The 23,220-nt window shown below is 65.6% G+C and carries 27 protein-coding genes and 1 tRNA gene; 9 read left to right on the forward strand and 19 right to left on the reverse strand.

Translation table 11 applies throughout. The features are described 5' to 3' along the window. Positions 1 to 3 precede the first annotated feature (3 nt). The 6 genes from ACIPUD_RS25270 to ygfZ form a co-directional block, all read right to left on the reverse strand. Positions 4 to 2,712, reverse strand: coding sequence for a DUF2339 domain-containing protein (locus tag ACIPUD_RS25270; protein ID WP_446481756.1), 2,709 nt, complete (start codon positions 2,710 to 2,712; stop codon positions 4 to 6). A gap of 49 nt (positions 2,713 to 2,761) precedes the next feature. Beyond that, on the reverse strand, positions 2,762 to 3,730 hold the full coding sequence (locus tag ACIPUD_RS25275) for an NUDIX hydrolase (protein WP_085352597.1): 969 nt from the start codon (positions 3,728 to 3,730) through the stop codon (positions 2,762 to 2,764). 205 nt (positions 3,731 to 3,935) lie between these two features. Then, on the reverse strand, positions 3,936 to 4,442 hold the full coding sequence (locus ACIPUD_RS25280; protein WP_007607206.1) for a tyrosine phosphatase family protein: 507 nt from the start codon (positions 4,440 to 4,442) through the stop codon (positions 3,936 to 3,938). A 144-nt stretch (positions 4,443 to 4,586) separates the two neighbouring features. Further along, positions 4,587 to 5,201, reverse strand: a complete 615-nt coding sequence (locus tag ACIPUD_RS25285; RefSeq protein ID WP_085352596.1) for a YfbR-like 5'-deoxynucleotidase — start codon at positions 5,199 to 5,201, stop codon at positions 4,587 to 4,589. Beyond that, a complete protein-coding gene (locus tag ACIPUD_RS25290) occupies positions 5,198 to 5,824 on the reverse strand; it encodes a DNA-3-methyladenine glycosylase I (RefSeq protein ID WP_085361347.1) in 627 nt (208 codons plus the stop codon). Before ACIPUD_RS25290 ends, ACIPUD_RS25285 begins: the two co-directional genes overlap by 4 nt. After that, positions 5,821 to 6,702 (reverse strand): CAF17-like 4Fe-4S cluster assembly/insertion protein YgfZ, encoded by an 882-nt coding sequence (ygfZ, locus tag ACIPUD_RS25295; protein ID WP_247369285.1) that lies wholly within the window; start codon positions 6,700 to 6,702, stop codon positions 5,821 to 5,823. The genes ACIPUD_RS25290 and ygfZ overlap by 4 nt, the downstream gene beginning before the upstream one ends. Positions 6,703 to 6,803: 101 nt before the next feature. On the opposite strand from ygfZ, the gene ACIPUD_RS25300 reads away from it, so the two are divergent. From ACIPUD_RS25300 to ACIPUD_RS25320, 5 genes are all read left to right on the forward strand, one after another. Further along, positions 6,804 to 8,141 (forward strand): dihydroorotase, encoded by a 1,338-nt coding sequence (locus ACIPUD_RS25300; protein WP_018458826.1) that lies wholly within the window; start codon positions 6,804 to 6,806, stop codon positions 8,139 to 8,141. Beyond that, positions 8,142 to 9,011, forward strand: a complete 870-nt coding sequence (locus tag ACIPUD_RS25305) for a sulfurtransferase (RefSeq protein ID WP_354263441.1) — start codon at positions 8,142 to 8,144, stop codon at positions 9,009 to 9,011. It begins immediately after the preceding gene. A 105-nt stretch (positions 9,012 to 9,116) separates the two neighbouring features. Next, positions 9,117 to 9,821, forward strand: coding sequence for an RNA polymerase sigma factor (locus ACIPUD_RS25310; RefSeq protein WP_446481757.1), 705 nt, complete (start codon positions 9,117 to 9,119; stop codon positions 9,819 to 9,821). A gap of 90 nt (positions 9,822 to 9,911) precedes the next feature. Further along, positions 9,912 to 10,445, forward strand: a complete 534-nt coding sequence (locus ACIPUD_RS25315; protein ID WP_085352592.1) for a DUF4142 domain-containing protein — start codon at positions 9,912 to 9,914, stop codon at positions 10,443 to 10,445. A 10-nt stretch (positions 10,446 to 10,455) separates the two neighbouring features. Next, on the forward strand, positions 10,456 to 10,773 hold the full coding sequence (locus ACIPUD_RS25320; RefSeq protein ID WP_204513864.1) for a cupredoxin domain-containing protein: 318 nt from the start codon (positions 10,456 to 10,458) through the stop codon (positions 10,771 to 10,773). Positions 10,774 to 10,865: 92 nt separating this feature from the next. On the opposite strand, the gene ACIPUD_RS25325 is transcribed toward ACIPUD_RS25320, so the two are convergent. From ACIPUD_RS25325 to ACIPUD_RS25340, 4 genes are all read right to left on the reverse strand, one after another. Continuing rightward, complete coding sequence (locus ACIPUD_RS25325; RefSeq protein WP_007594892.1) at positions 10,866 to 11,132, reverse strand: hypothetical protein; 267 nt, start codon at positions 11,130 to 11,132, stop codon at positions 10,866 to 10,868. Between the two features lie 142 nt (positions 11,133 to 11,274). Then, positions 11,275 to 11,652, reverse strand: coding sequence for a TIGR02301 family protein (locus tag ACIPUD_RS25330; RefSeq protein WP_007607220.1), 378 nt, complete (start codon positions 11,650 to 11,652; stop codon positions 11,275 to 11,277). A gap of 47 nt (positions 11,653 to 11,699) precedes the next feature. Then, positions 11,700 to 12,134: an NUDIX hydrolase gene (locus tag ACIPUD_RS25335; protein ID WP_085352591.1), complete on the reverse strand. Its 435-nt coding sequence runs from the start codon at positions 12,132 to 12,134 to the stop codon at positions 11,700 to 11,702. Positions 12,135 to 12,152: 18 nt separating this feature from the next. After that, positions 12,153 to 12,653, reverse strand: a complete 501-nt coding sequence (locus ACIPUD_RS25340; RefSeq protein ID WP_247473553.1) for a hypothetical protein — start codon at positions 12,651 to 12,653, stop codon at positions 12,153 to 12,155. A gap of 63 nt (positions 12,654 to 12,716) precedes the next feature. Between ACIPUD_RS25340 and ACIPUD_RS25345 the strand changes: the two genes are divergently transcribed. After that, positions 12,717 to 13,472, forward strand: coding sequence for an SOS response-associated peptidase (locus ACIPUD_RS25345; protein ID WP_446481758.1), 756 nt, complete (start codon positions 12,717 to 12,719; stop codon positions 13,470 to 13,472). Between the two features lie 11 nt (positions 13,473 to 13,483). Here the strand turns inward: ACIPUD_RS25345 and ACIPUD_RS25350 are convergent, their stop codons facing one another. The 6 genes from ACIPUD_RS25350 to ACIPUD_RS25375 form a co-directional block, all read right to left on the reverse strand. After that, positions 13,484 to 14,677, reverse strand: coding sequence for a CaiB/BaiF CoA transferase family protein (locus tag ACIPUD_RS25350; RefSeq protein ID WP_446481759.1), 1,194 nt, complete (start codon positions 14,675 to 14,677; stop codon positions 13,484 to 13,486). A 36-nt stretch (positions 14,678 to 14,713) separates the two neighbouring features. After that, positions 14,714 to 15,643, reverse strand: a complete 930-nt coding sequence (locus ACIPUD_RS25355) for a glycine reductase (protein WP_317244880.1) — start codon at positions 15,641 to 15,643, stop codon at positions 14,714 to 14,716. Between the two features lie 279 nt (positions 15,644 to 15,922). Continuing rightward, entirely contained in the window at positions 15,923 to 16,504 is a 582-nt protein-coding gene (locus tag ACIPUD_RS25360) for an NUDIX domain-containing protein (RefSeq protein WP_018458816.1), read from the reverse strand. Positions 16,505 to 16,513: 9 nt separating this feature from the next. After that, entirely contained in the window at positions 16,514 to 16,957 is a 444-nt protein-coding gene (locus tag ACIPUD_RS25365; RefSeq protein WP_446481760.1) for a GNAT family acetyltransferase, read from the reverse strand. After that, positions 16,954 to 18,381, reverse strand: coding sequence for an FAD-binding oxidoreductase (locus tag ACIPUD_RS25370; RefSeq protein WP_446481761.1), 1,428 nt, complete (start codon positions 18,379 to 18,381; stop codon positions 16,954 to 16,956). Before ACIPUD_RS25370 ends, ACIPUD_RS25365 begins: the two co-directional genes overlap by 4 nt. A gap of 22 nt (positions 18,382 to 18,403) precedes the next feature. Then, positions 18,404 to 19,393: an L-threonylcarbamoyladenylate synthase gene (locus tag ACIPUD_RS25375; protein WP_204513870.1), complete on the reverse strand. Its 990-nt coding sequence runs from the start codon at positions 19,391 to 19,393 to the stop codon at positions 18,404 to 18,406. A 68-nt stretch (positions 19,394 to 19,461) separates the two neighbouring features. Between ACIPUD_RS25375 and ACIPUD_RS25380 the strand changes: the two genes are divergently transcribed. Further along, positions 19,462 to 19,538 (forward strand) — tRNA-Pro (locus ACIPUD_RS25380). A gap of 198 nt (positions 19,539 to 19,736) precedes the next feature. Here ACIPUD_RS25380 and ACIPUD_RS25385 read toward each other — a convergent pair. The 3 genes from ACIPUD_RS25385 to ACIPUD_RS25395 all read right to left on the reverse strand — a co-directional run bounded on the left by ACIPUD_RS25385 (position 19,737) and on the right by ACIPUD_RS25395 (position 20,849). Beyond that, a complete protein-coding gene (locus ACIPUD_RS25385) occupies positions 19,737 to 20,063 on the reverse strand; it encodes a hypothetical protein (protein WP_446481762.1) in 327 nt (108 codons plus the stop codon). A 220-nt stretch (positions 20,064 to 20,283) separates the two neighbouring features. After that, a complete protein-coding gene (locus ACIPUD_RS25390; protein ID WP_026233665.1) occupies positions 20,284 to 20,508 on the reverse strand; it encodes a hypothetical protein in 225 nt (74 codons plus the stop codon). A 161-nt stretch (positions 20,509 to 20,669) separates the two neighbouring features. Beyond that, positions 20,670 to 20,849 (reverse strand): hypothetical protein, encoded by a 180-nt coding sequence (locus ACIPUD_RS25395; protein WP_371258555.1) that lies wholly within the window; start codon positions 20,847 to 20,849, stop codon positions 20,670 to 20,672. A 258-nt stretch (positions 20,850 to 21,107) separates the two neighbouring features. On the opposite strand from ACIPUD_RS25395, the gene ACIPUD_RS25400 reads away from it, so the two are divergent. Together ACIPUD_RS25400 and ACIPUD_RS25405 are read left to right on the forward strand one after the other, a co-directional pair. Then, on the forward strand, positions 21,108 to 21,542 hold the full coding sequence (locus ACIPUD_RS25400) for a hypothetical protein (protein WP_247298945.1): 435 nt from the start codon (positions 21,108 to 21,110) through the stop codon (positions 21,540 to 21,542). A gap of 233 nt (positions 21,543 to 21,775) precedes the next feature. Beyond that, on the forward strand, positions 21,776 to 22,735 hold the full coding sequence (locus ACIPUD_RS25405) for an N-carbamoyl-D-amino-acid hydrolase (protein ID WP_085352581.1): 960 nt from the start codon (positions 21,776 to 21,778) through the stop codon (positions 22,733 to 22,735). The last annotated feature ends 485 nt before the right edge of the window (positions 22,736 to 23,220 follow it).

The following is a 23,220-nucleotide window of genomic DNA, read 5'->3' on the forward strand; positions in this document are numbered from 1 at the left end:
CGCTCACGTGCTCGTCTGCGGAGCCGGCGGCGGTGCGATCTGCCGCCGGAACAGGATACGCTGGTAGAGCCAGCCGATCGCGACCAGCACGATGCCGAGGCACATGAACGATAGCGCGCGGTAGACGCCCGTCAGCGTCGACATGTCGATGACGAAGGCCTTGAGGATCGTCAACGCGATCACGACGGCCGATGCCAGCCGCGCCCGCTCCGAATTGACGAGAATGCCGACGCCGAGCAGCACCACGCCGAAGCCGAGCCAGCCGATCGAATAGGTATATTGCTCGGCGCCCGTCGTCGCCCCGGAGGAGAGGATCGGGCCGTGATAGAAGCGGCGGATCTCCAGCGTGACATAGGTCAGCGCGAGCAGCAGCGCGCCGCCTGCAATCGTGTTGGCGTAGGCCTTGCCGCGTTCGCCGGCCACGGCATAGGACAAGAGCAGCATCAGCACCGCCGGCAGCGCGTAGCCGAGCAGCAGCAGGTTGAACACGGCGCCGCCGACGTCGGTGCGCCACAGCAGCGGGTTCTCCAGGATCAAGAGACCGAACACGCTGACGAGCCCGGCGATCACCGTGAGCACCACCGCGCCGACATTGTGCACGACACTGCGGCTGCGCAGCCGCAGGCGCTCCAGCCCGATCGCCATGGCGAGCGTCACGCAGGCCTGGAGCGCGCATTCGAGCAGCGACGGCGCCGACGTCACGTCGCCGCCGGTCGCAAAATGGCGGATCTCCATGAAGGCGAGCAGCGCGGTGAACAGGATCGCGGCGCTCTCGACCATGCGCAGCGGGGCGTCGTCGCCGCGGCGGCGCAGGAACAGGCTCGCCGCCCAGAACGATGCCGCCGGCAGGCCGTAGCCCCACAACAGCCAGTTGAAGATCGGCGTGGTTCCGACGGCGTCGCCGACGATGCGCGGGTCATAGCCGATCCGAGCGGTGACGAGGCCTGCGAAGATCGCGGCCAGCCAGCGCAGGAACGGGATCGGCCGCTGCATCGAGATCCAGGCGGTGCCGAGCGACATCAGCGCCAGTGCGATCGTGAGCCAGCCCTTCTCCAGCGCAAACGTCAGCGCCAGCGCCAGCGCACCGAGCGTGCCGGTCGCGAACAAGGCCGTGGAGATCATGGCGCCCGGCCGGGTCTCGCGGCGCGCAAGCGCTTCGGTGGCGGCGCCGAAGGCGGCGGCGAGCAGCACCGCGAGGATGGCGAACGGGATCGAGCGATCGAGATGCGCGATGCGTGCGTAGAGCGCGACCAGGATCGCGATCGGCGTCGCGACCCCCGCGACCGCCCACACCACCGGAATGATCGCCGAGTTCGAACGTCCCTGCGCGAGGAAGCCCGCGATGCCGAAGCCGGCGGCGAAGATCGCCGCCATCACCAGATGCAGCGTCACCGCGCTATCGATCGCCGTCGGTGCGATGCCGGCCATGGGACCGCTCGGCAGCACGAGCATGTCGGGATTGGCGCGCACTGCCCATTCGGCGAACACGACGAAGACGGTCGCGGCGGCGGCACCGAGTGCGCCGGTCGCCGCCGGCGCGCGCCAGGCGACAAGCAGCGTCGCGCCGACCAGCAGCGTGAAGGCCATCAGCGCCAGGTCCGCATGGGCGCTCGACAGCACGATCAGCATCGCGCCGAACAGATAGGCACCGAGTGAGCCCGACGAGACCGGCTCGATCTCACCGTCCTCGATCGTCGGGCCGAACATGAAGCCGCAGACCACGAGAAGAGCGGCAAGAACGAATCCTGCGATCACATGGAAAGCGTGCGGCGCGACCTGCAGGTCGCTGGTATCGAGCCCCGGAAAGATCCAGAGCACGGCGAAGGCGATTGTCGTGACCGCAAGCCAACGCCACAGCCGGATACGGGCAAGGCCGAAGCTCGCGGCGGTGACGACGGCGAGATAGATGTAGAGCGCCCAATAGTCCGGCTTGCCGCTGGAGACGAGGATCGGCGTCACGAAGGCGCCGACCACGCCGAGGCCGGCGAGCGCGGGCCCGTGCAGGAGCGCGGCAGCCAGCGTGCCGAGCGCGACGAGGCCGAGCAGGACGAAGGCGGTCGCGGGCACGAGGAAGCCATAGAGCGCGTACGCCGCGTAGATGGTCGCAAATGCCACCGCCGTACCGGCTGCGGTGAGGATAGCGGGAATGTTGGCGATCGGCAGCGCGGCGCTGTTGGAGATGCTCTCCTTGCGCCGTGACCATTCGCCGGCGCCCAGCAGCGCCAGCGCGAACACGCCGCCAAGGAACACGCGCACGCCGGGGCCAAGGAGGCCAGCCTCGATCGAATAGCGCACCATGAAGAAGCCGCCGAGCGCGAGCGCCAGGCCGCCGATCCAGACTACCCAGCGCGTGCCGAGCCGTTCCTCGAACCCGGGCGCGGGTGCGGGCAGCGGCGGCGTCGCGTCGGCCTCGGTGCTCGCTTCGAGCGGAGGCGGTGAAATATCTTCGGTGACGAGCGGGGGCGGCGCCTCGGCTTCCGGTTCGGCTTGGGGCACAAGCGGCGGCGGCGCTGCGGAAGTTGTGGGGGGCGCGTCAGCCCACACATCTGCGGGGATCAGCGGCGGCTGCACGGGCCGTTGCGCGCGGAACATCTCTTCGAGCGAGCTTAGCCGTCGTCGCAGTTCAGCCGCCTGGCTGGAAGCCTTGATCGCGATGATGAAGGCGATGATCGCAATGATCAGCGCGAAGACGTCAAACGGGCCGTCAGACATAAAGCCTCCAGGCAACCGGCGGGCAGGGGCCGATCACGCATATCTCGGGTTAGCGCCGGGAGCGTACGCGCAAGCCCGGCGCGGGTCGCTCCTGAAGCACGTCGCGACGGAAGCGGTAGAGCGCCGCCGGACGTCCGCCCGTCTGTGTCGACATCACCCCGGTCGGTTCGACCAGGGCTTCCATTTCGACCAGGCGGCGGAAATTTTGTTTGTGCAGGTGTCGGCCGGAGATCGCCTCCACCGTATACTGCAATTCGGTAAGTGTGAATTCGGCGGGCAAAAGTTCAAAGACCACAGGACGATACTTCAGTTTTGCACGCAGTCGCGCGACCGCTGTCGCAAGAATCCGGCGGTGGTCGAAGCGCATGGATGTGCCGAGCGCGGACAGCGCCTTGCGCGCTAATGCCGCAGGGCGACCGTCGCGCCGCGCTTCCTCGACCAGCCCTGCCTCGTACAGGAGCTCGTAGCGGTCGAGCACGCGCTCCTCGTCCCAGGACGCGCCGTCGAGACCGAAATAGAACCGCACCCGATCCTTGCGCGGCAATGCGCGCGTCGTCTCCGGCGTCTCCTCTTCGGCCCAGCCGGTCAATGCCGGGATGATGTCGTCCGCGATGATCGCGGGCGGCCCCTCGCGCCAGTCCTCCCAAGGCAGGAAGCGATACCACGGCGCGAAGCTCGCACTCGTGGCTGCCAGTTCGCCGCCGAAGGCGCGCGTCAGTGCGAGATAGCCGATCGACACCATGTGCGCGCCGGTGTCGCCAGCCTCGGCATGCCGGCCGCGATCGCCGAACGTGTAGAGCTGCTCGACATAGCCGAGCCGCAGGCCCGTCTGTTCCTCGACCCACGCCCGCAGCCCGATCTCGAAAGTGCGATGGCTCGGCGCATCGAACGGGCCGAACGGCAGGCCGGCCAGGCCGTCACTGTCGCGCGCGGTGAGGATCAGCGGTTCGTGATCCTCGATCGCGACGATCGCGGCGGTCAGGCCGATCTCGATCGGCGTCAGCAGCTTTTCGCTCATGCGATGGCGATCGCCGGTGCGGCCGTGAACTGGTCATGCCCGGGCTTGTCCCGGGCATCCACGTTCTTCGTGCCGCAGCAAAGGTCGTGGATGGCCGGGACAAGCCCGGCCATGACGATGTGGAGGCGTCTGCGTAAAGGCTCGCATGCGATTGCTCTGCTCGCAAGCGGGAGAGGGGGCACACCTGTGCTGTGGTGCGCAACTGTCATTCGAGCTCGATCACGAAGGGGCGGCCCTCGACCATCATCGCGCCCGGGCCCATCTCGTCGAGTGCGCGCAGCATGCGGCCGTTGCGCCCCAGCGCACGGTCGGCAAGGCCGACGATGCGGCGGTTCGGTGAGGCGATCGGGGACGCCGCCCGGATCTTCTTCGCGATCTCGGTCTCGTCGCGATTCGGATTGAGTGCGCACACGGCGGCAAAGGCGCTCGCGGTGGAGCGGCTGATGCCGGCATAGCAATGCACCACCAGCGGCGCGTCGCGGTCCCAGCCGCGCACGAAGTTCAGCACCTGCTCGATATGCGTTTCCGACGGCGCGACGAAGCCGTCCATCTCCTCGGTGATGTCGTCCATCGACACCTTGAGATGGTTGGCCGGCAGCACCGACACCGGCCGCGCCACCTGTTCGACATTGGCCATCACGGTCAGCACGTGGCTGGCCTTGGTGAGGCGGACGGTTTCGGGAAGGGCGGCGAGGGAGCAGACGTGGATCATGGCGGACCTTTTTCCGCAGATTATAGCGAGCGTTGGCGGGGTGGGCAAAGCGAAGCGTACCCACCACTTTCGTCTCATTGCGCAAAACAGTGGGCGGCAAGGGCCCCTTTGCCCGCCCTGCAGGACTCTAACCCACGACAACGATCACGCAAACACGGCGCCAAACCGCTCCAGAAACTGCTTCTCGGCCCGGGCAGCCGTCCAGGGGGTGAGATAGTCGCGCCGGACGCTGTCGGACAGGCCGGGATCCTTGCCGAACAGGCGCTTGGCCTCGCTCTCGCTGAAGCCGGCAAGCGTCGTTGCCTCCAGATAGGCCGCGCCGCGATCGGCGGCCTTGATCGCCAGCGTGATCTCGTCCGGCAGTACCGGCGGCAGGCCAAAGCGGATGTGAATCGCGCCGAGCAGACGTTTCTCGACCGCCTTGTAATGACCGTCGAGCACGGCCTTGAACGGCGAGATCATGTCGCCGATCACATATTCGGGCGCGTCATGCAGCAGCGCGGCAAGCCGCATGCGCTGATCCACGCGGGGATTCTCGTGCCGCATCACGGTTTCGACCAGCAGCGTATGCTGCGCGACAGAGAAGATGTGTGCGCCGATGGTCTGGCCGTTCCAGCGGGCAACACGCGCCAGCCCATGCGCGACGTCGGCGATCTCGATATCGAGCGGGGAGGGATCGAGCAAATCGAGCCGCCGGCCCGACAGCATGCGTTGCCAGGCGCGGGTGTCGGCGCCGCGGTCCGTCTTCTTCGCGCTCATTTGGCCTTGAGGCGCGGCTTGCGCTGCGACTTGCCGCAGCTCGCGTGACAATGGCAGTCGACGAGATGATCGTTGACCATGCCGGTCGCCTCCATGAAGGCATAGACGATGGTCGGGCCGACGAATTTGAAGCCGCGCGAGGCCAGCTCCTTGGAGATCTGCATGGAGAGCGGCGTCGAGGCAGGCACGCTCGCGGTGGTCTTGAAATGATTGACCTTGGGCCTTCCGTCCATGAAGTCCCACAGGAATTTCGAGAAGCCGGGGCCCTTCTCCATGATGGCGAGATAGGATTTCGCGCTTGATATCGCGCCGTCGATCTTGGCCTTGTTGCGCACGATGCCGGCATCGTTCATCAGCGCGTGAACCTTCTTCTCGTTGTAGCGTGCGATCTTTTCCGGCTGGAAATCGTCGAAGGCTTTGCGAAAATTGTCGCGCTTGCGCAGGATCGTGATCCAGGACAAGCCGGCCTGGAAACCGTCGAGGATCAGCTTCTCATAGAGCGCGCGGTCGTCATATTCCGGCACGCCCCATTCAGTATCGTGATAGGCGACGTAAAGCGGATCTTCGCCGGGCCAGGGGCAACGCGTCTTTCCGTCGGGATGCAGGCGAGGGGCACGGCTCATGCGATGGGTTGCTTCGTTGGAATGCGCACGACGTCTGGTTCCGCAAGCCTCACAGCGAGCCCACCGGCAGTCAGCGCCTGTCCCGCATCGAGCGCATCGGCGACGCGGTCGATGCGCACCAGCGCGATACCCTTTCCTTTCGCCGACGAGCCCATCGTGCCGACCGGCTTGTCGCCGGCCATGACGCTGACGCCGGGCTCAGGCGAGAAATCCTCGAGCAGCACCTTCACGCTGCGGGTGCGCGCGGTGCCGCGATGCTGCATGCGCGAGACGACCTCCTGGCCGACATAGCAGCCCTTGTCGAAATCGACGCCGGAAAGGCGGTCCATGTTGGTCTCGTGCGGGAACGCATCGCTGTACGTGAAATCGAGCCCGCCGCGCGGCACGCCGAGCGCGATGCGGTGGGCCTCGTATGCGGCGGCGTCGACGAGCTCGGCGCCGATCAGATCGGACAGCTTCTGTTTGAGATCTTCGGGGATGAGGATGCGGTAGCCGAGGTCCCCATTGCGCGGATCGGCGAAGGCGAGGTCGGGCTGGGCCGCGGGCTTGCCGTCCCAGGCCGCGAGCACGCCGAGATCGTCGGACAGGTTTTCCACCGTGACCTTGGCGCGCAGCTTGTAGAATTTCAGCTTGGTGGCGAGGCCGTCGGCAAGCGGCTTCGGGCAATCGATCAGGAACCCGCCGCCATGGCCGGCAGGCGCTTCCGTGATCAGGAAGTCCACGATGATCTTGCCCTGCGGCGTCAGCAACGCGCCGAATCGGCCCAGGCCCGGCTTCAGCTTGTCGACATCGGTCGTGACGAGGCCATTGAGGAAGTTGCGCGCATCCTCGCCCGCGACCTTGATCACGCCCCGGTCCGGAAGAAACGCTGATTTCATACGAAAATCTCTTGCGACATGTTGCTCCGGAACGTAAGCCCGCAAGGCAAAAACGACAAGACCTCAAGCCCTGCGCTTGGGGACGAGAGAGGCCTTCAGCCATGACCCAGCGTTTCGACGTGATCCTCAAGGGCGGCACTGTCGTCAACCAGGACGGCGAGGGGACCCGCGATGTCGGCGTCGTCAACGGTCGCATTGCCGAGATCGGCGCGCTGTCGCAGGCTTCCGCCGCGGAAGTGATCGACTGCAAGGGCCTGCACATCCTGCCCGGCGTGATGGATACGCAGGTGCATTTCCGCGAGCCCGGGCTGGAGCAGAAGGAAGACCTCGAGACCGGCTCGCGCAGCGCCGTAATGGGCGGCGTCACCGCCGTGTTCGAGATGCCAAACACCGCGCCGTTGACCGTGACGGAGGCCACCTTCACCGACAAGGTGAAGCGCGCCCATCACCGCATGCATTGCGACTTCGCCTTCTTCATCGGCGGCACCCGCGAGAATGTGCAGGACCTGCCGGTGCTGGAGCGTGCGCCCGGCTGCGCCGGCGTGAAGGTGTTCATCGGCTCCTCGACCGGCGCGCTCTTGGTGGAGGATGACGAAAGCCTGCGCCGCATCTTCCAGGTGATCCGGCGCCGCGCGGCGTTCCACGCCGAGGACGAATACCGCCTCAACGACCGCAAATCGCTGCGTATCGAGGGCGACACGCGCTCGCACCCGGTGTGGCGCGACGAGACCGCCGCGCTGATGGCGACGCAGCGGCTGGTGAAGCTCGCACACGAGACCGGCAAGCGCATCCACGTGCTGCATATCTCGACCAAGGAAGAGATCGAATTTTTGCGCGACCACAAGGACGTCGCCTCCTGCGAGGCGACGCCGCATCATCTCACGCTGGTTGCGCCCGAATGCTACGAGCGGCTCGGCACGCTGGCCCAGATGAACCCGCCGGTGCGCGGCGCCGATCACCGCGCCGGGATCTGGCGCGGCATCGAGCAGGGCATCATCGACGTGCTCGGCTCGGACCACGCCCCGCATACGCTGGAAGAGAAACAGAAGACCTATCCGGCCTCGCCCTCCGGCATGACCGGCGTGCAGACGCTGGTGCCGCTCATGCTCGACCACGTCAATGCGGGTCGGCTGTCGCTGGCGCGTTTCGTCGATCTCACCAGCGCCGGCCCCGCGCGCCTCTACAACATGGCCTGCAAGGGGCGGATCGCCGCCGGCTATGACGCCGACTTCACCGTCGTCGATCTCAAGCGCAGCGAGACCATCACCAACAAATGGGTCGCGTCCAAGGCCGGCTGGACCCCCTATGACGGGTTGCGCGTCACCGGCTGGCCCGTAGGCACCTTCATCCGCGGCCGCCGCGTGATGTGGCAGGGCGAGCTCGTGACGGCCGCGCAAGGTGAGCCGGTGCGGTTTCTGGAGACGCTGAGGGAGGAGTGAATGACCGAACCGACACCCCTCATCACCACCGAGCAACTTGCAGCCCAGCTCGGCGATCCCAACCTGCGCCTCTACGACTGCACGACCTACAACGAGCCGGTGCCGCCAGGCAGCGATGTGCCCTATCGCGCCGTGCCGGGCGATAAGACGTTCGAGGCCGGCCATATTCCGGGGGCCGATTTTCTCGACCTGCAAGGCGAGTTCTCCGACGCCTCTGCGCAGCAATTCTTCATGATGCCTGATGTGGCCCAGCTGGAGGCCGCCTTCGGCCGCCACGGCCTCGATGCATCCAAATCCGTCGTGCTCTACAGCATCGGCACCATGATGTGGTCGACGCGGTTCTGGTGGATGCTGCGCTCGCTCGGCGTTGAGGCGCGGGTGCTCGACGGTGGCCTCGACAAATGGAAGGACGAGGGACGGCCGGTCTTAACAGGCGCCCCGAAGGGCTATCCGGCCACGACCTTCAAGGCCACACCGCGCGCAGGCTTCTTCGTCGACAAGAATGCGGTCAAGGCACGGCTCGGAGATCCCGCGACTGTTATCGTCAACGCGCTCGGTCCCCAGTTTCATCGCGGCCTCGAGCCGAGCCGCTACGGGCGGCCCGGCCGCGTTCCCGGCAGCGTCAACGTATCAGCGGCAGCGCTCGTCAATGCGGACAAGACGCTGACGACGCTCGCCGATGCCGAGGCCAAATTCGACGCGGCAGGCGTCACCCGCGACAAGAATGTGATCCTGTATTGCGGCGGCGGCATCTCGGCGACGATCGACCTGCTGCTGCTGACGCAACTCGGCTACGACAAGCTGACGCTGTACGATGCCTCGATGGGGGAGTGGGCGAAGGATCCGGCGCTGCCGATCGAGACGGATTAGGACATTCCTTGGCCCCTCCCCCAGGGGAGGGACAGAAAGTTGGGAACCTTTCCCTTGGGGCGGCATCCAATGTCCGGAACGAAGCCAAACGAGCAGGTGACCGCCATGCCACGGATCGCAGCCGGCCTGTCCGCCGGCGCCAAGACTTCAGAAATCAGGACATTGGAAGCCGAACTGGTCGAGCGGGCGCGGGGCCGTGACGAGGCCGCGCTGCGCGAGATCATGCAGGCCAACAACCGCAGGCTCTATCGTCTGGCGCGCGGAATTCTGCGCAGCGACAGCGAAGCCGAGGATGTCGTTCAGGAAACCTATGTCCGCGCTTTCACCCATCTCGACGGATTCCGCGGCGAGTCCGGACTGTCGACGTGGCTGTCGCGCATCGCCATCAACGAGGCACTTGGCCGGGCGCGAAGCGCCAGGCCGCAGGTCGAGCTCGGCTCGGTGCCCGAACCGACGCTCGAGGCGCAGATCATCAAATTTCCCGCTTCTCCCCCAGGCGATCCGGAAAGGACCATGGCCCAACGTGAAATCCAGCGCGTCGTCGAGCGCGCCATCGATGAATTACCGGATGTCTTCCGCATGGTCTTCGTCGCCCGCGTCATGGAAGGGATGAACATCGAGGAGACCGCCGAGCTGCTCGGCGTCAAGCCCGAGACCGTGAAGACGCGGCTGCACCGTGCGCGGACCATGCTGCGCGACAACGTCGAAAAGGAGATCGGTCCGGTGGTGATGGATGCGTTCCCGTTCGCCGGGTGGCGCTGCGAGCGGCTGACCGTGTCAGTGCTGAAGCGGCTTGGCATCGGCGGCTGAATTTTTCGGGAACGTTTGCGCGAGAATTCCATCCAACGCCTGTGAAGCAACGCGCCGGCAAAACGTCCGGCACCACAGGAGTGTCAAACCATGTTCGTTCGTTGGACCACGGCGATCGCCGCTGCAATTTTGTTGTCGAGCCCCGCGCTGCTGCAAGGCGCCAGAGCAGCCGACAAGCTGACCGATCCGCAGATCGCCCATATCGCCTACACCGCGGGCGTGATCGACATCAACGCAGCCAAGCAGGCGCAGAAGAAAGCCAAGAATAAGGACGTGAAGGCGTTTGCCGAGGACATGCTGCGCGACCACGAGGCCGTCAACAAGCAGGCGCTCGCGCTGGTCAAGAAGCTGAACGTCACGCCTGAAGACAACGACACCAGCAAAGCGCTGTCAAAGCAGGCGAGCGAGAAGCTCGCCGAACTGGACAAGCTGAGCGGTGCGGCCTTCGACAAGGCCTATGTCGCGAACGAGGTCGCCTACCACAAGACGGTCAACGGCGCGCTGGAAACCCAGCTCATTCCGTCCGCCAGCAATGCTGAACTGAAGAGCCTGCTGCAGACCGGCCTGAAAATCTTCCAGGGCCATCAGCAGCACGCCGAGCACGTCGCGGCGGAGCTGAAATAGGGAGGCGATGATGCTGGGACGATTGTCCGCGATCGCGACAGCGGTCCTGCTCGTGGCGGTGGCCGTCCCGGCGCACGCTGCGACCGTAGAGATCACGATGGAGAATCTCGAAGTGTCGCCGAAAGACGCTTCGGCCAAGGTCGGCGACACCATTGAATGGATCAACAAGGACGTCTTCGTCCACACCGCGACAGCCAGGAACGGCGATTTCGACGTCAACCTGCCGGCGAAAAAATCAGGGACGTTGGTTCTGAAGAAGGCGGGCACGATCGATTATTACTGTCGCTTTCATCCCAACATGAAAGCGACGCTCAAGATCGAGCCGTAACGGGCTGGGAGCGTATTCCCGACCGTAGCGGAAGCTGGCCCCGCCTACGTGGCGGGGTCATTTTCGGCAAGGCTTACTGCCTGGAGAAAGACTTACTGTCTGGAAATGTCGACCGAGAATTCGCCGTTGCGGATGCGGCCGGGAAAGCCTTCGACGAACTTCGCCACCGCGTCCTCGCCATAGGTGCCGACGAGCTCGGCAAGGGCCGCAAACAGGCTCGCCTGCGCCAGGCAGTCGCCGTCGACGCCATCATGGCGCGCTTCGGCCCAGGCCTCGTTGAGATAACTCAGTGCGGCCTGCTTCTGCTCGTGATCGGGCAGCGGCGCGCGTGCGGGAGCGTAGGACACTGGATGGCTCATGAAACTCGTCGGGGCTGGGGCGCAATCCACGGCGATGCGCTGTGCGAGAGGTGTAGCACGCACGTTAACGCCCGCTAGGCCACATCTTTAGGAACGGTTAACGGCTGTGTACAAAGTCGATGACAGGGTTCCCGCCGCTGTCTCAGTTCGCGTAACGCGCCGTGAGATCGCGCGAGATCTTGGCGCCTTCCTCGATATAGCGGCGGATCGCCACCGTCGCGGCCGGCGTGCAGCTCCGGTAGGTCTGCTGAAAACCGTTATAGCCGCGGTTGAAGCCGGCGATCATGCGGGTGCGGCGTTCGCCGGCGGGGGTTTCGGCATCGATCAGCGCCTGCATCTCGCTGCGCCATTTGTTGCCCTCGTTGGACCCGCAGATGCCGCGCAGATAGTGCAGCCCGCCGAGGATCTCCGCCAGTCGCTGCAAATCGCCGTCAAACGGCGCTGCCCCGTCCTGAGCCCTCGTGGGCACCGAGGCGCAGGCGAGAATCAGGGCAAAAATGGCCAGAAATCGCGTCGACATCGGCCGGGTGTATGCCTCCTCGGGGCGATAGACGCAAGGCGGGGCCGTCAGGGGCCCATCAGCCGGTGAGCGGACTGGATGACCTCTTCCAGCCCGCCGGTCAGCTTGAGGTCGCCAAGGCTCGCCAGGGCCTTTGGGGCGATCCAGCGGTAGTCGTCGAGCTCGTCGTTGAGAACCGGCTCCCGGGCCACCCAGCGGGCGGCAAAGGACATGATCAGGTAGTGGCCGGCGCCGGCCGCGGCCGGCAGCACTTCGCGCCAGCCCGCGAGGCCAATGATTTCGATATCTAGCCCGGTCTCCTCGTCGATCTCGCGCGCCAGCGCTTGGTGCAGCGATTCGCCGAACTCGACCCGGCCGCCCGGCAGCGAATAGAACCCCTTTGCCGGCGAACGTGCGCGACGGGTCAGAAGCACCTTGCCGTCACGAAAAATCGCGGCACTGACCGCGATCTGGGGACGGGTGGGCTGAACGATCGCAGCCATGACTTCACCTGCTCGGGCTCAGTTCGCCATGATGATGTCGATGTCGGCTTCCGCGCCGCCATTGATGATGCCGCCGCAGGCCGCGATCAGCGGCTTGACCCAGTGGGCGGCCTGCTCAGCGAGGCGAACGCGGGTCGTGTCCTTCTCGACCTCGCGCATGGCCGAGCCGACCGCCGTCAGGATCGAGGTCATGGTGTCGGTGAGGTGGTCGAACTGGGCGCGCACGTTCGGGTCGGCCTTTTCATAGGCCTCGATCGCCAGATCCCGGGCCTTGAAGTTCGAGGCGGTGAAATGCTCGGCATAGGACAGCGGCGACCAGGTCAGAAAATCTTCCGCGCATTCCGGCATGTCGGGGACCATTTCCAGCAGCATCACGGCTTCATTGAAATGGTTGAGATAGTCGGTGGCAAGCCCGGTCCGCGGGTTGATGTTGGCCACGCGCAGCCGCTCGGCCCAGGCTGCAGCCTCGGGCCCCGTCTGTCCATGCATTCGCGCCGGCTGGGAGACCGTTGAGCTCATCTGCCGCAGTGTTAACGTTCGGGGTTAAAAGGACCTGAACGGACCCTATATAGGCCCTCAAGGATGTGTGGACGCTTCGTCATAACTTCGGCCCCCGCGGCTTTGCGGCAACTGTTCGGCTACATTGAGCAGCCGAACTTCCCGCCCCGGTTCAATGTGGCCCCGACACAACCGATTCCGGTCGTGCTGGGCGAGAACGGCGCGCGCCATTTTCGCCTGATGCGCTGGGGTTTGCTGCCGGGTTGGGTCAAGGATCCCAAGGGATTTTCGCTCCTGATCAATGCCCGTTCCGAGACGGTGCTGGTGAAGCCCGCTTTCAAGAACGCGATTCGCCGGCGCCGCGGCCTGATTCCGGCCGCCGGCTATTACGAATGGAAGGCGGAGGATGGGCGCAAGCAGCCCTTCTTCATCCATCGCGCCGACGGCGCGCCGCTCGGCTTTGCAGCGGTGTTCGAGACCTGGGTCGGGCCGAACGGCGAGGAGCTCGACACGGTCGCGATCGTCACGGCGGCGGCGCGCGAGGATCTCGCCACGCTCCATGATCGCGTGCCCGTCACCATCAGCCCGCGCGATTTCGAGCGCTGGCTCGACAGCCGCAGCGATGACGTCGATGCGGTGTTGCCGCTGATGACCGCCCCGCGCATCGGCGAATTCGCCTGGCACCCGGTCTCCACCCGCGTCAACCGCGTCGCCAATGACGACGACCAGTTGCTCCTTCCGATCAGCGCGGAGGACATGGAGGCGGAGGCGCCGAAGAAGAAGGTGGTGCGGAAAGCGGCGGCCGGGCCGGCTGATGACGGGCAGGGGTCGTTGTTTTAGGCGCTTCGCCCTTACACGATCTCCCGCGCCCGTAGTGCCGCGATCTCCGCTGCGTCAAATCCCAGCTCGCCCAGCACCGCATCCGTATCCGCGCCGAGCTCCGGCGCCATCCGGTCGAGCCTGCCGCCGCCATGCGCGAGCTTGAATCCGGTGCCGGCGAAACGAAGCCGGCCGTAGGGCGTATCGAGTTCCTGGATCGCGCCGCGCGCCTTGATCTGCGGATGGTCGATGACTTCCTCGACTTTCCAGATGCTGGCGCAGGGCGCGCCGGCGTCTTCCAGAATGGTCTCCCATTCGCGCGCAGGCCTTGCCGCGAGCGCCTCTTCGATGATGGCGCGCAGCGCCGGCTCGTTCTCGTTGCGCGCAAACCAGTCGGCAAAGCGCGGATCGCTGAGCGTGTCCTCGCGGCCGAGCGCAGACATCAGTGCGCGATATTGCTTCTCGTTGTTGACGGCGAGCAGGATGTGACCGTCGCCGCATCTAAACAAATTCGCCGTGGTCCTGCGGCTGACGGCCTGATTCCCCGACAGCTGCTGGCGATGGCCCGCGACCGACCAGTCCGCGATCTGCCCCGACAGGAACGCCATCGTCGCCTCCAGCATGGAGACGTCAATGAGCTGGCCCTTGCCGGTGCGGTCGCGCTGGTAAAGCGCGCTCGACACGCCGAACGCAGCGGTGGCGCCGGACAGCACGTCGCACACCGCAAAGCCGGCGCGGGTCGGCCCAGTCTCGGGATGACCCGTGATCGCCATGATGCCGGACAGCGCCTGCATCTTGCCGTCATAGCCGGGGCGCAGCCGGTCCGGACCGGTCTGGCCGAAGCCGGACACCGCGCAGTAGATCAGCTTCGGATTGATCGCGGACAGCGCCTCGTGGCCGATGCCGAGCCTGTCCATCACGCCGGGGCGGAAATTCTCCATGACGACGTCGACCTGCGCGGCGAGCTTCTTCACGATCGCGATCGCATCGGGCTTTTGCAGATCGAGCGTCAGGCTGCGCTTGTTGCCGTTGATGGCCTGGAACGACGGCGCCAGCCCGCGCTCCGCCCATTCGCGCGACAGCGGCGTGCGGCGCATGTCCTCGCCCTCGCGCCGCTCGACCTTGATGACGTCGGCGCCCAGCAGCGCGAGCTGGTAGCTCGCATATGGGCCGGCCAGCACTTGCGTGAAGTCCAGGATCTTCACGCCCTCGAACGGTCGCGTCACGTCGCTCTCCCTGTTTGCTTTGGTTGTCGGAGGACGTCAGGCGGCGCGATTGCCGCGCGCGATCTCCTTCTGCTTGTCGAATTCGGCACGGCGGCGCGCCAGCTCTTCGGCTGAGAGCTGCGCGACGTTGTTGTAGTCGAGCTTCCAGGAAGCGTCCTCGCTCCAGCGCAGCGGCGACTGCATCGTGGTCTGCGGGCCGCTCGCGGTCTCCAGCAGTCTGAGCGCCAGCTCGAGCGTCTGCGCCTGCGAGGCGATGTCGTGCGGCTTGCCGGCGGAATTGCCGAGCGGGAAATCCGAGAACAGAAAGCGCGGCACGGCGGCGTGCTCGATGATGTCCTTGGCGCAGCCCATGATCACGGTCGGAATGCCGTTCGCCTCGAGATGCCGGGCCACCAGCGCCGTGGTCTGGTGGCAGACCGGACAGTTCGGCACCAGCACGGCGACATCGACCTTGTCGGCAAGGCAGCGCGCCAGAATTTCCGGCGCGTCGGTGTCGAGGGTGACGCGATGACTGCGGTTGGTCGGCGCGCCGAAGAAGCGCGGGGCCACCTCGCCGATGCGCTCCGCCGCGCTCGCCTTCAAGAGTTGCGGCAGCGGAAACCAGGTGCCGTTGTCGGTGGCCGTGGTGTGCTTGCGGTCGTAGCCGATATGCGAGATGCGAAGGTCGTGGGGCTTCGCCGTGTCGCCCTCATAGACCTGGTAGAATTTCGCGCCGCCATTATACGCCGCGCCCGGTCCCTGGTCGCCCTTGGTGGGGTCGTATGGCGCGGCGGTCGTGATGATGGTGACGCTTGATTGCGACAACGGCTTCTTTAGCGGCTGGAACGGCGCCTCGGTGTAGTGAGCCCAGCGATACGCCGTGGTGTAGCCAATCGCGGCGTAATAGTCCCGCGTGCGCTGCATATAGGGAACGGGGGCGTCATAGTCGGGCGCAAAGCCGAATTCGTCGTCGCGCGAAGCGGACATGGGGCGCGTCTCCTGGTTCTTGTTGGCGACAGACTAGAGATAGTCGGGGGTGAGCTCAACGGGGGGCGAGGCAATGCAGGTCAGAATTGCACTGATAGAGCCAGGTCCGCTTTTTCCCCTCTCCCCTTGCGGGCGAGGGTGGCTCGCCGCGAAGCGGCGAGACGGGTGAGGGGTCTCTCTCCGCGTGCTCAACTGCATGAGATGCGCGCGCGGACAGAAACCCCTCATCCGCCGCTTCGCGCCACCTTCTCCTGCAAGGGGAGAAGGAAGGAAGACAACCTACCGAAACACATGCAGCGCCACATGCTGCAGCAGCATGATCGCCTTGGCGTCGATGATACGCCCGTCCGCGATCATCGCCAGCGCCTCGTCAATGCCGAGCTCCAGCACCTCGATGTCCTCGCCTTCGTGTTCGAGGCCGCCGCCGTCGCTGACTCGCATCTCCGGCTCGTACTCGGCGACGAAGAAATGCAGCTTCTCGGTGATGGCGCCGGGGCTCATAAACGCTTCGAACACCTTGTGGACGCGGTGCAGGCGATAGCCGGTTTCCTCCTCGGCCTCGGCGCGGATGCGCACCTCGGGCGAGGCGTCGTCGAGCACCCCGGCGGCGGCTTCGATCAGGAGATCGTCGTAACCGCGGATGAAGGCCGGCAAGCGGAATTGCTTCACCAGGATCACCGTGCGCCGCGCTCGGTTGTAGGGCAGCACGGCGGCGGCGTTGTCGCGCTCATAGGTCTCGCGGTGCTGCGTCTGCCATTCGCCATTGGCGCGCCGGTACTCGAACGTCGTGGTCTTCAAGGGAGTCCAGCCGTCCGAGAGCACGCGGACGTCCTTGATGCGAACGCGGTCGGATATGGTCATGCTTCGATCTCAGTTGCTTGGCGTTGTGGTGCGGCCGTCGATCCACTTCTGGAACATCACCGAGGTCGATTCCTCGAAACCCAGCGACTGGTAGAACGCATTGGCCTGCTCATTGCCGCGCCGGACCAGCAGCTGGAGCTTCAAAATTCCAGCCGCGCGCAGCCAGTCTTCGGCGGCCGCCATGATCACTCGGCCGTAGCCACGCTTCTGGCTATCCGGATCGACCGCAACGTAATAGACCCAGCCGCGATGGCCGTCATGGCCGACCATGACGGTGGCGACGATGGCGCCGTTGTCGCGGCCGAGCAGGATGGTGGAATTGTCGCGCCGTCGCGCCAGCGCGATGTCGGCATGCGGATCGTTCCACGGCCGCGTCAGCCCGCAGCGCTGCCACAGCGCGACCACGGGCTCGACTTCGGCCTCGGTGATCGCGTCGATCTTGAGCGCACTCACAGCACTTTTCCCGGGTTCATGATTCCAAGCGGATCGAGCATCGCCTTGAGCTGTCGCATCAACTCAATTGCGGTCTTGTCCTTCACGTCGGGCAACTCGTCGCGCTTGAGCACGCCGATGCCGTGCTCCGCCGAGATCGAGCCGCCCATACGCAGCACGATGGCGAACACGACCGCGTTCATCTCGTGCCAGCGCGCCAGATAGTCCGCGGTGTTGGCGCCGATGGGCTGGCTGACATTGTAGTGCAGATTGCCGTCGCCGAGATGGCCGAACGGCACCGGCCGCGCGCCGGGAATCAGCTTCACCACGGCTTCATTGGCCTCGGCGATGAAGGCCGGGACGGTGGCCACCGGCACGGAGATGTCGTGCTTGATCGAGCCGCCCTCCGGCTTCTGCGCCGACGACATCTCGTCGCGCAGCTTCCAGAAGCCGGCGCGCTGGGTGAGATTGGCCGCGATCACCGCGTCGTCGACGATCTCGTCCTCCATGGCGCGGCCGAGGATCGTTTCCAGCGGCGTCCGGGCGTCGTCGCCGGGCGAAGACAACTCCATCAGCACGTACCAGGCATGCTTTTGCGCGAGCGGATCGCGCACGTCGATGCCGTGGCGGATCGAGAAATCGACCGCCATCTCGGAGAGCAGCTCGAAGCTCGTCAGCGCATTGGCGGCCTCGCTTTGCGCGATCGCCAGCAGCTTCAGCGCGGCGTCCGGCGACTTCAGCCCGACGAAGGCGGTCTCGATCGACCGCGGCTTCGGAAACAGCTTCAGCGTCGCCGCCGTGATGATGCCGAGCGTGCCTTCGGCGCCGATGAACAGGTTGTGCAGATTGTAGCCGGTGTTGTCCTTCTTCAGCTTCGACAGCACGTTGAGCACGCGACCGTCCGCCAGCACCACCTCGAGCCCCAGCGCCATCTCGCGCGCGACGCCATAGGCCAGCGCGGCCGTGCCGCCGGCATTGGTCGAGAGATTGCCGCCGATGGTGCAGCTGCCCTCCGCCCCCAGCGACAGCGGAAACAGCCGGTCCACGTCCGCGGCCTTCTGCTGCGCGATCTGCAGCACGACGCCGGCCTCGCAGGTCATAGTGTTGGAGGCGGTGTCGATCTCGCGGATCTTGTCGAGCCGGCGCAGCGACACCACCACCTCGCCATTGTGCGGGGTCTGGCCGCCGACGAGCCCGGTGTTGCCGCCCTGTGGCACCAGCGCGATCCTGTGCTCGGAGGCGAGCTTGCAGATTGCGGCGACTTCCGCGGCCGAGCCCGGGCGCAGCACCAGCGGCGAGCGGCCGTGGAACAGATTGCGCTCTTCGGTGACGTAGGCCTCGATGTCGGCTACATCGGTGATGGCGTGCCTCTCGCCGACGATCTTGCGGAATTGTTCGATCAGCTCGGGCGCAAGCGGAGGGGTGGCGGGATGATTAATGTTCATTGTCTTGTCTCTTGCTTCGCTCTTATCGCGCCACAGCCGCCCGGCGCAGCCGGTCGTTGATCGCTTCGCCCAGATCCTCTTCGGGGATCGCCATCACGGCGATCGCCCGCGGCCCCCTAGCATCGAGGGCGCGAAGATAGCCGAACAGATTGGCGGCGGCTTCATCGAGATCGCCGGTGGGCGACAAATTCATGACGGCGACGGCGGCCTCCAGACCAGGCAGGCGCGCCGGGCCGAACGCCAGCAGCGCTTCGCCCGGCGCGACGTCCAGCGCATTGAGCCGCACATGGGCGTGTGGCGCGTAATGCGAGGCCAGCATGCCCGGCGCCAGCGGCTGGCTGTCTTCGCTGTCGGTCTCCGCGGGCAGTCGCGCCAGCGCTGCACCAAGCACGGCCTCGATCCGCTCGCGAGACAGCCCGCCGGGCCGCAGCAGCATCGGCGCCGCAAAACAGCCGACGATCGTCGATTCGACGCCGACCGTAACAGGCCCGCCGTCGACGATCAGGTCGATCCGCCCCGCAAGGTCGCTCTCGACATGGGCCGCCAGCGTCGGCGAGACGTGGCCGGAGATGTTGGCGGACGGCGCCACCACCGCCCCGCCAAAGGCGCGCAGGATCGCCTGCGCCACCGGATGGGCCGGAATGCGGATCGCGACCGTGTCGAGGCCCGCGGTGGCAAGCTCGGCCACCGGGCAGTTTTCCGTCTTCGGCACCACCAGCGTCAGCGGCCCCGGCCAGAACGCCTCCGCAAGGCGCAAGGCGCAGGCGTCGAATCGTCCGATCCTGCGCGCGGCCGCGAGGTCGGCGACATGCGCGATCAGCGGATTGAAGGCCGGCCGCCCCTTAGCGGCGTAAAGATGGGCGATGGCACTGGCATTTCCGGCGTCCGCCCCGAGCCCGTAGACCGTCTCGGTCGGGAACGCGACCAGCCCGCCGGCTGCCAATGTCCGGGCGGCAGCTTCCGCGCCGGTCTCGCCGGCCGGTAAAATCAGCGTTTCAAGACCCGTTTTCACAGGGATAAGATTCCTCAGCTCGGCCGCTTGCGGTGCGCCAAACCCGACGCTATAAGCCGGCCTCTTGTCGGAGTGTGGCTCAGCCCGGTAGAGCACTGCGTTCGGGACGCAGGGGTCGCAGGTTCGAATCCTGCCACTCCGACCATTCTTCCAAAAGTCGACGTTTTTCTAGAGGCTCGTTCCCAAGCTTGGCGGACCAGCCGCCGGCGCCCGGGAGCGTCTTCTTGCAACGATTTTCAGGGCGGGTCCACGGCCGATTTGGCCGGACAGGGCGGTCTGTCGCGGTGGCATGGCTCGGCATTGCCTGTTTCGATAACTCGGCGTTGCAAGCTAGGTCAGAGGACTACCGCCTCGCCACCAGCACGCCGACCATAAACGCAATCATCAGCGCCGGCAGCGGCGCCTCACGCACCATGCCGCGAACGACGCGGGTCCAGTGCTGCTCCGGGACGAGGTTCGGAGACCTGATCTCCGGCGTTGGCGTGATGCCCCATTCGGAGGCGAGTTCGGCAATCTCGCTTGAGGCAAGCCGGACGCCGTCGCGGACGCGGAAGATGGCGGCATCCGCGCGCTCGCGCGGCGCAAGCAACATCATCGTCGTGACGGCCGTACGCAGGGTCATCTCGCCGTAGCCTTGCAGCCTGACCGATTCCTCAGGGTCGGACGTCATCGAAAATACCTCACAGCGCCAAATGCCTTACAAAGCGAAGTGGCGCGCGATGGTGAATGCCATCGTCGCGCACAGGACCAGCGTGGATACCGCGCCGGCCACGCCGCGCGCGAGATCGGCCCGCGTCAGGTGCCTGGTCATGATTTTGCTCCATGCTCGGCATGGCAATGGCGGGGAGGCGGCGTTGGTTCCTGCGCGACGGGCGAATCGCGAACGCCGGCTATTTCCGCAGGAGCTCGCTCAGCGCCGCCGTCGCCTCGGCGCAGCGGATGTCGTCGATCTCGCGCGACAGGCTGAGCGCAGTCGATCTGAGCTCTTCGACCTTCCAGCTCTCGGGGTGCTGAGTCTCGAGTTGACCGAGCCGCTTGTTCAGATCGTCCAATCTGGTTTGCAACTGTTCGACGCTGGCGGCCCCATTCACCACCCAGACTCTTTGCGCACGCATCGTCGTTCCCCTGCTCGTCTCACGGCGTTGTGAGAGGGGTTCGTGGCCGCAATGGGAGTTTCTTTTGTCCGGCTTCAGACGGACGGGAACCGTTGCAGATCGGCAACGGGAGTTCCTTCGCGTTAACCTGGGTGCGACGGGAGCCAATCGCCGTCGCCGCATCAGGCCGCGCGCGGCCGCTCCGTCGATCGCTTTTCGAGGCGGCTTTCGAGAATCGCGATGCTCACCCGGATATTGTCGCGCCGGGCCCGCAGGTTCTGCGCTAGCATGGGGTAGGCGAGGTTTTGGGGATCGGAGATTCCGGCCTTCCGTTCTTCCTCCAGAATGTCGGCGTCGATCATTTGCAAGCGCCAACGCAGATCGGAGATCAATGCGTGGAGCTGTGTCGGCATGGTCGCTTCGAAACGGGACGTCGGGTGCATGATCGCCTCACGATGAGACAGACCCACTGCGGGTCTGAGGGATTTGACTCCCGTGCAGCAAGCGGAATGCCAGTGGGCGGCTGAGCGTCTCCCACGATTGCTCGACAGCGCACCGGAACGATTGCCACTCTTTCCCGTTGCTGCAGGGGCCTCGACAACGAGGCGATCGAGGGACCCATGCCGCTCATCCGCTATTTCGTCTTCACCGGCGGCGCTCTGCTCGCCCTCCTTTTCCTCGCCGACCGGTACATGACCGCCCCCGTGAGCGCCGCCGCGCCGGCCGAGCCAGATCGGTCGATTGTGCGCGTTCATTCCGCGCAAACCTGGCCTGAGAAGATCGTCCTGGACACCAGCGTGCGGCAAATATCGCTGTCCAAAGCCGAGTCGGTTCCGCCGACTCCCGCACCTGCCGTCGCCGACGCGCTTCCCACGCAGGAGAAGCCCCGCCAAGCTTTTGCAATGGTGGCGCAGCCTGATGCGACGCCGAAGCAAGCAGCTCGGACCGTTCCGAACAAGCGCAGTGCGGAGAGGCACCGTCGACGCCAGCCCTCGCGCATGGCGGCGCGCGATCAGACGATGTTCTTCAACGAACCTGCATCGGCGGGTTGGTAAGTCGCGCTCCGTGAGATGCATCTTCCCCCCGGTAGGCGTGTAGCTGCCCATGCTCGATCGCCTGAGCAGCACGAGCGGAGGTTTGCGAGATTATCTGTTCTCGGTACTTTCCACATGACGGTCGGGCTGCCTCTCGGTTGGGCACCGTGCCGGACAGCGAGGCTGTGCGCGCGGCGCATCGCGCGATAGTCTCTGCCGCGACCTGACCCGGGAAGCGGACGAGGGAAAGATTCGTGACGAGATTTGTGACGATCGCGGCCGGCCAGCTTGGCCCTATCGCGCGAACCGAGACCAGAACCGCGGTCGTGGCGCGCCTGATGGCCCTGATGCGCCAGGCGCACGCCAACGGCTGCGACCTGATCGTCTATCCCGAGCTCGCGCTGACCACGTTCTTTCCGCGCTGGTATTTCGAGGATCAGACGGAGATCGACAGCTTCTTCGAGCGCGAGATGCCAGGGCCGGAGACGAGAGCCTTGTTCGATCTCGCGCGCGAAACTGGTATCGGATTTTACCTTGGCTATGCCGAGCTGACGGTCGAGGCCGGAATTGTGAGGCGCTACAATACCTCCATCCTGGTCGAGAAGAGTGGCGCCATCGTCGCCAGATATCGCAAGGTTCATCTGCCCGGGCATGCCGAGCATGAGCCCTGGCGCGAATTCCAGCATCTGGAAAAGCGCTATTTCGATCCAGGCGATGGCTTTGGCGTGACCGAGGCCTTTGGCGGCGTGATGGGGATGGCGATCTGCAATGACCGCCGCTGGAGCGAGACCTACCGGGTGATGGGCCTGCAGGGCGTCGAGATGGTGATGATCGGCTACAACACGCCAGTGCACAATCCGCCGGCGCCCGAGCATGACGATCTCTCGCTGTTTCACAATCATCTGGTGATGCAGGCTGGCGCCTACCAGAACGGCACCTTCGTGGTGGGCGTCGCCAAGGCCGGTGTTGAGGAGGGCGTCGACCACATCGGCGGTAGCTGCGTCATCGCGCCCTCCGGCGAGATCATCGCGCGATGCACGACCAAGGGCGACGAGATCGCGCTCGCCCGTTGCGATCTCGATCTCTGCAACTCCTACAAGCGCACCACTTTCAATTTCGACGTTCACCGTCAGCCGCACGCCTACGGGATGATTGTCGAACGGAAGGGAGTGACACTCATGGCGGACGGAACGCCGGTGCGAACGAAGCGGTGAGCTCTGGTAGCCCGGGTGAGCGCAGCGACACCCGGGACCGCTGTCGCTTGTGGCAAGACCCCGGATGTCGCTTCGCTCATCCGGGCTACGGGACCGCGCCTGTTTCGCCCCTCTGTCAATCCGCCGCCGCAAAAAGATTCCGCTTTACCGAAATTCGGAATTGGCGTATGTGTCGCCCATCCCGGCTCATCCTTGAGGGGCGATCTTGTGGTCGTCATGTTCGCGAGCCGGGCTTGCGGTGGACGCGGCAGCGTTCGGGTGCGAGACGCCAAGGGCAGGGCGGATTGCTCTCCGTGAGCCCAAGGCTGCGTTCCGACGAGCGGCGCTGCTAGGCTTCGTCTCGTCTGTAAGTTTCCGGCTCCGTCGACAGGGCTGGGAAAACTGCGGCGAAATGGCGAGCCGTGCGTACGGCAAAACCGTGTGGTCCTGGCCGTCGTTGCTACGGTCAAGCCCTGGCGAATGCGGCATCTGCGTCAACCGGCGCG

The sequence above is a fragment of the Bradyrhizobium sp. CAR08 genome (assembly GCF_052871955.1).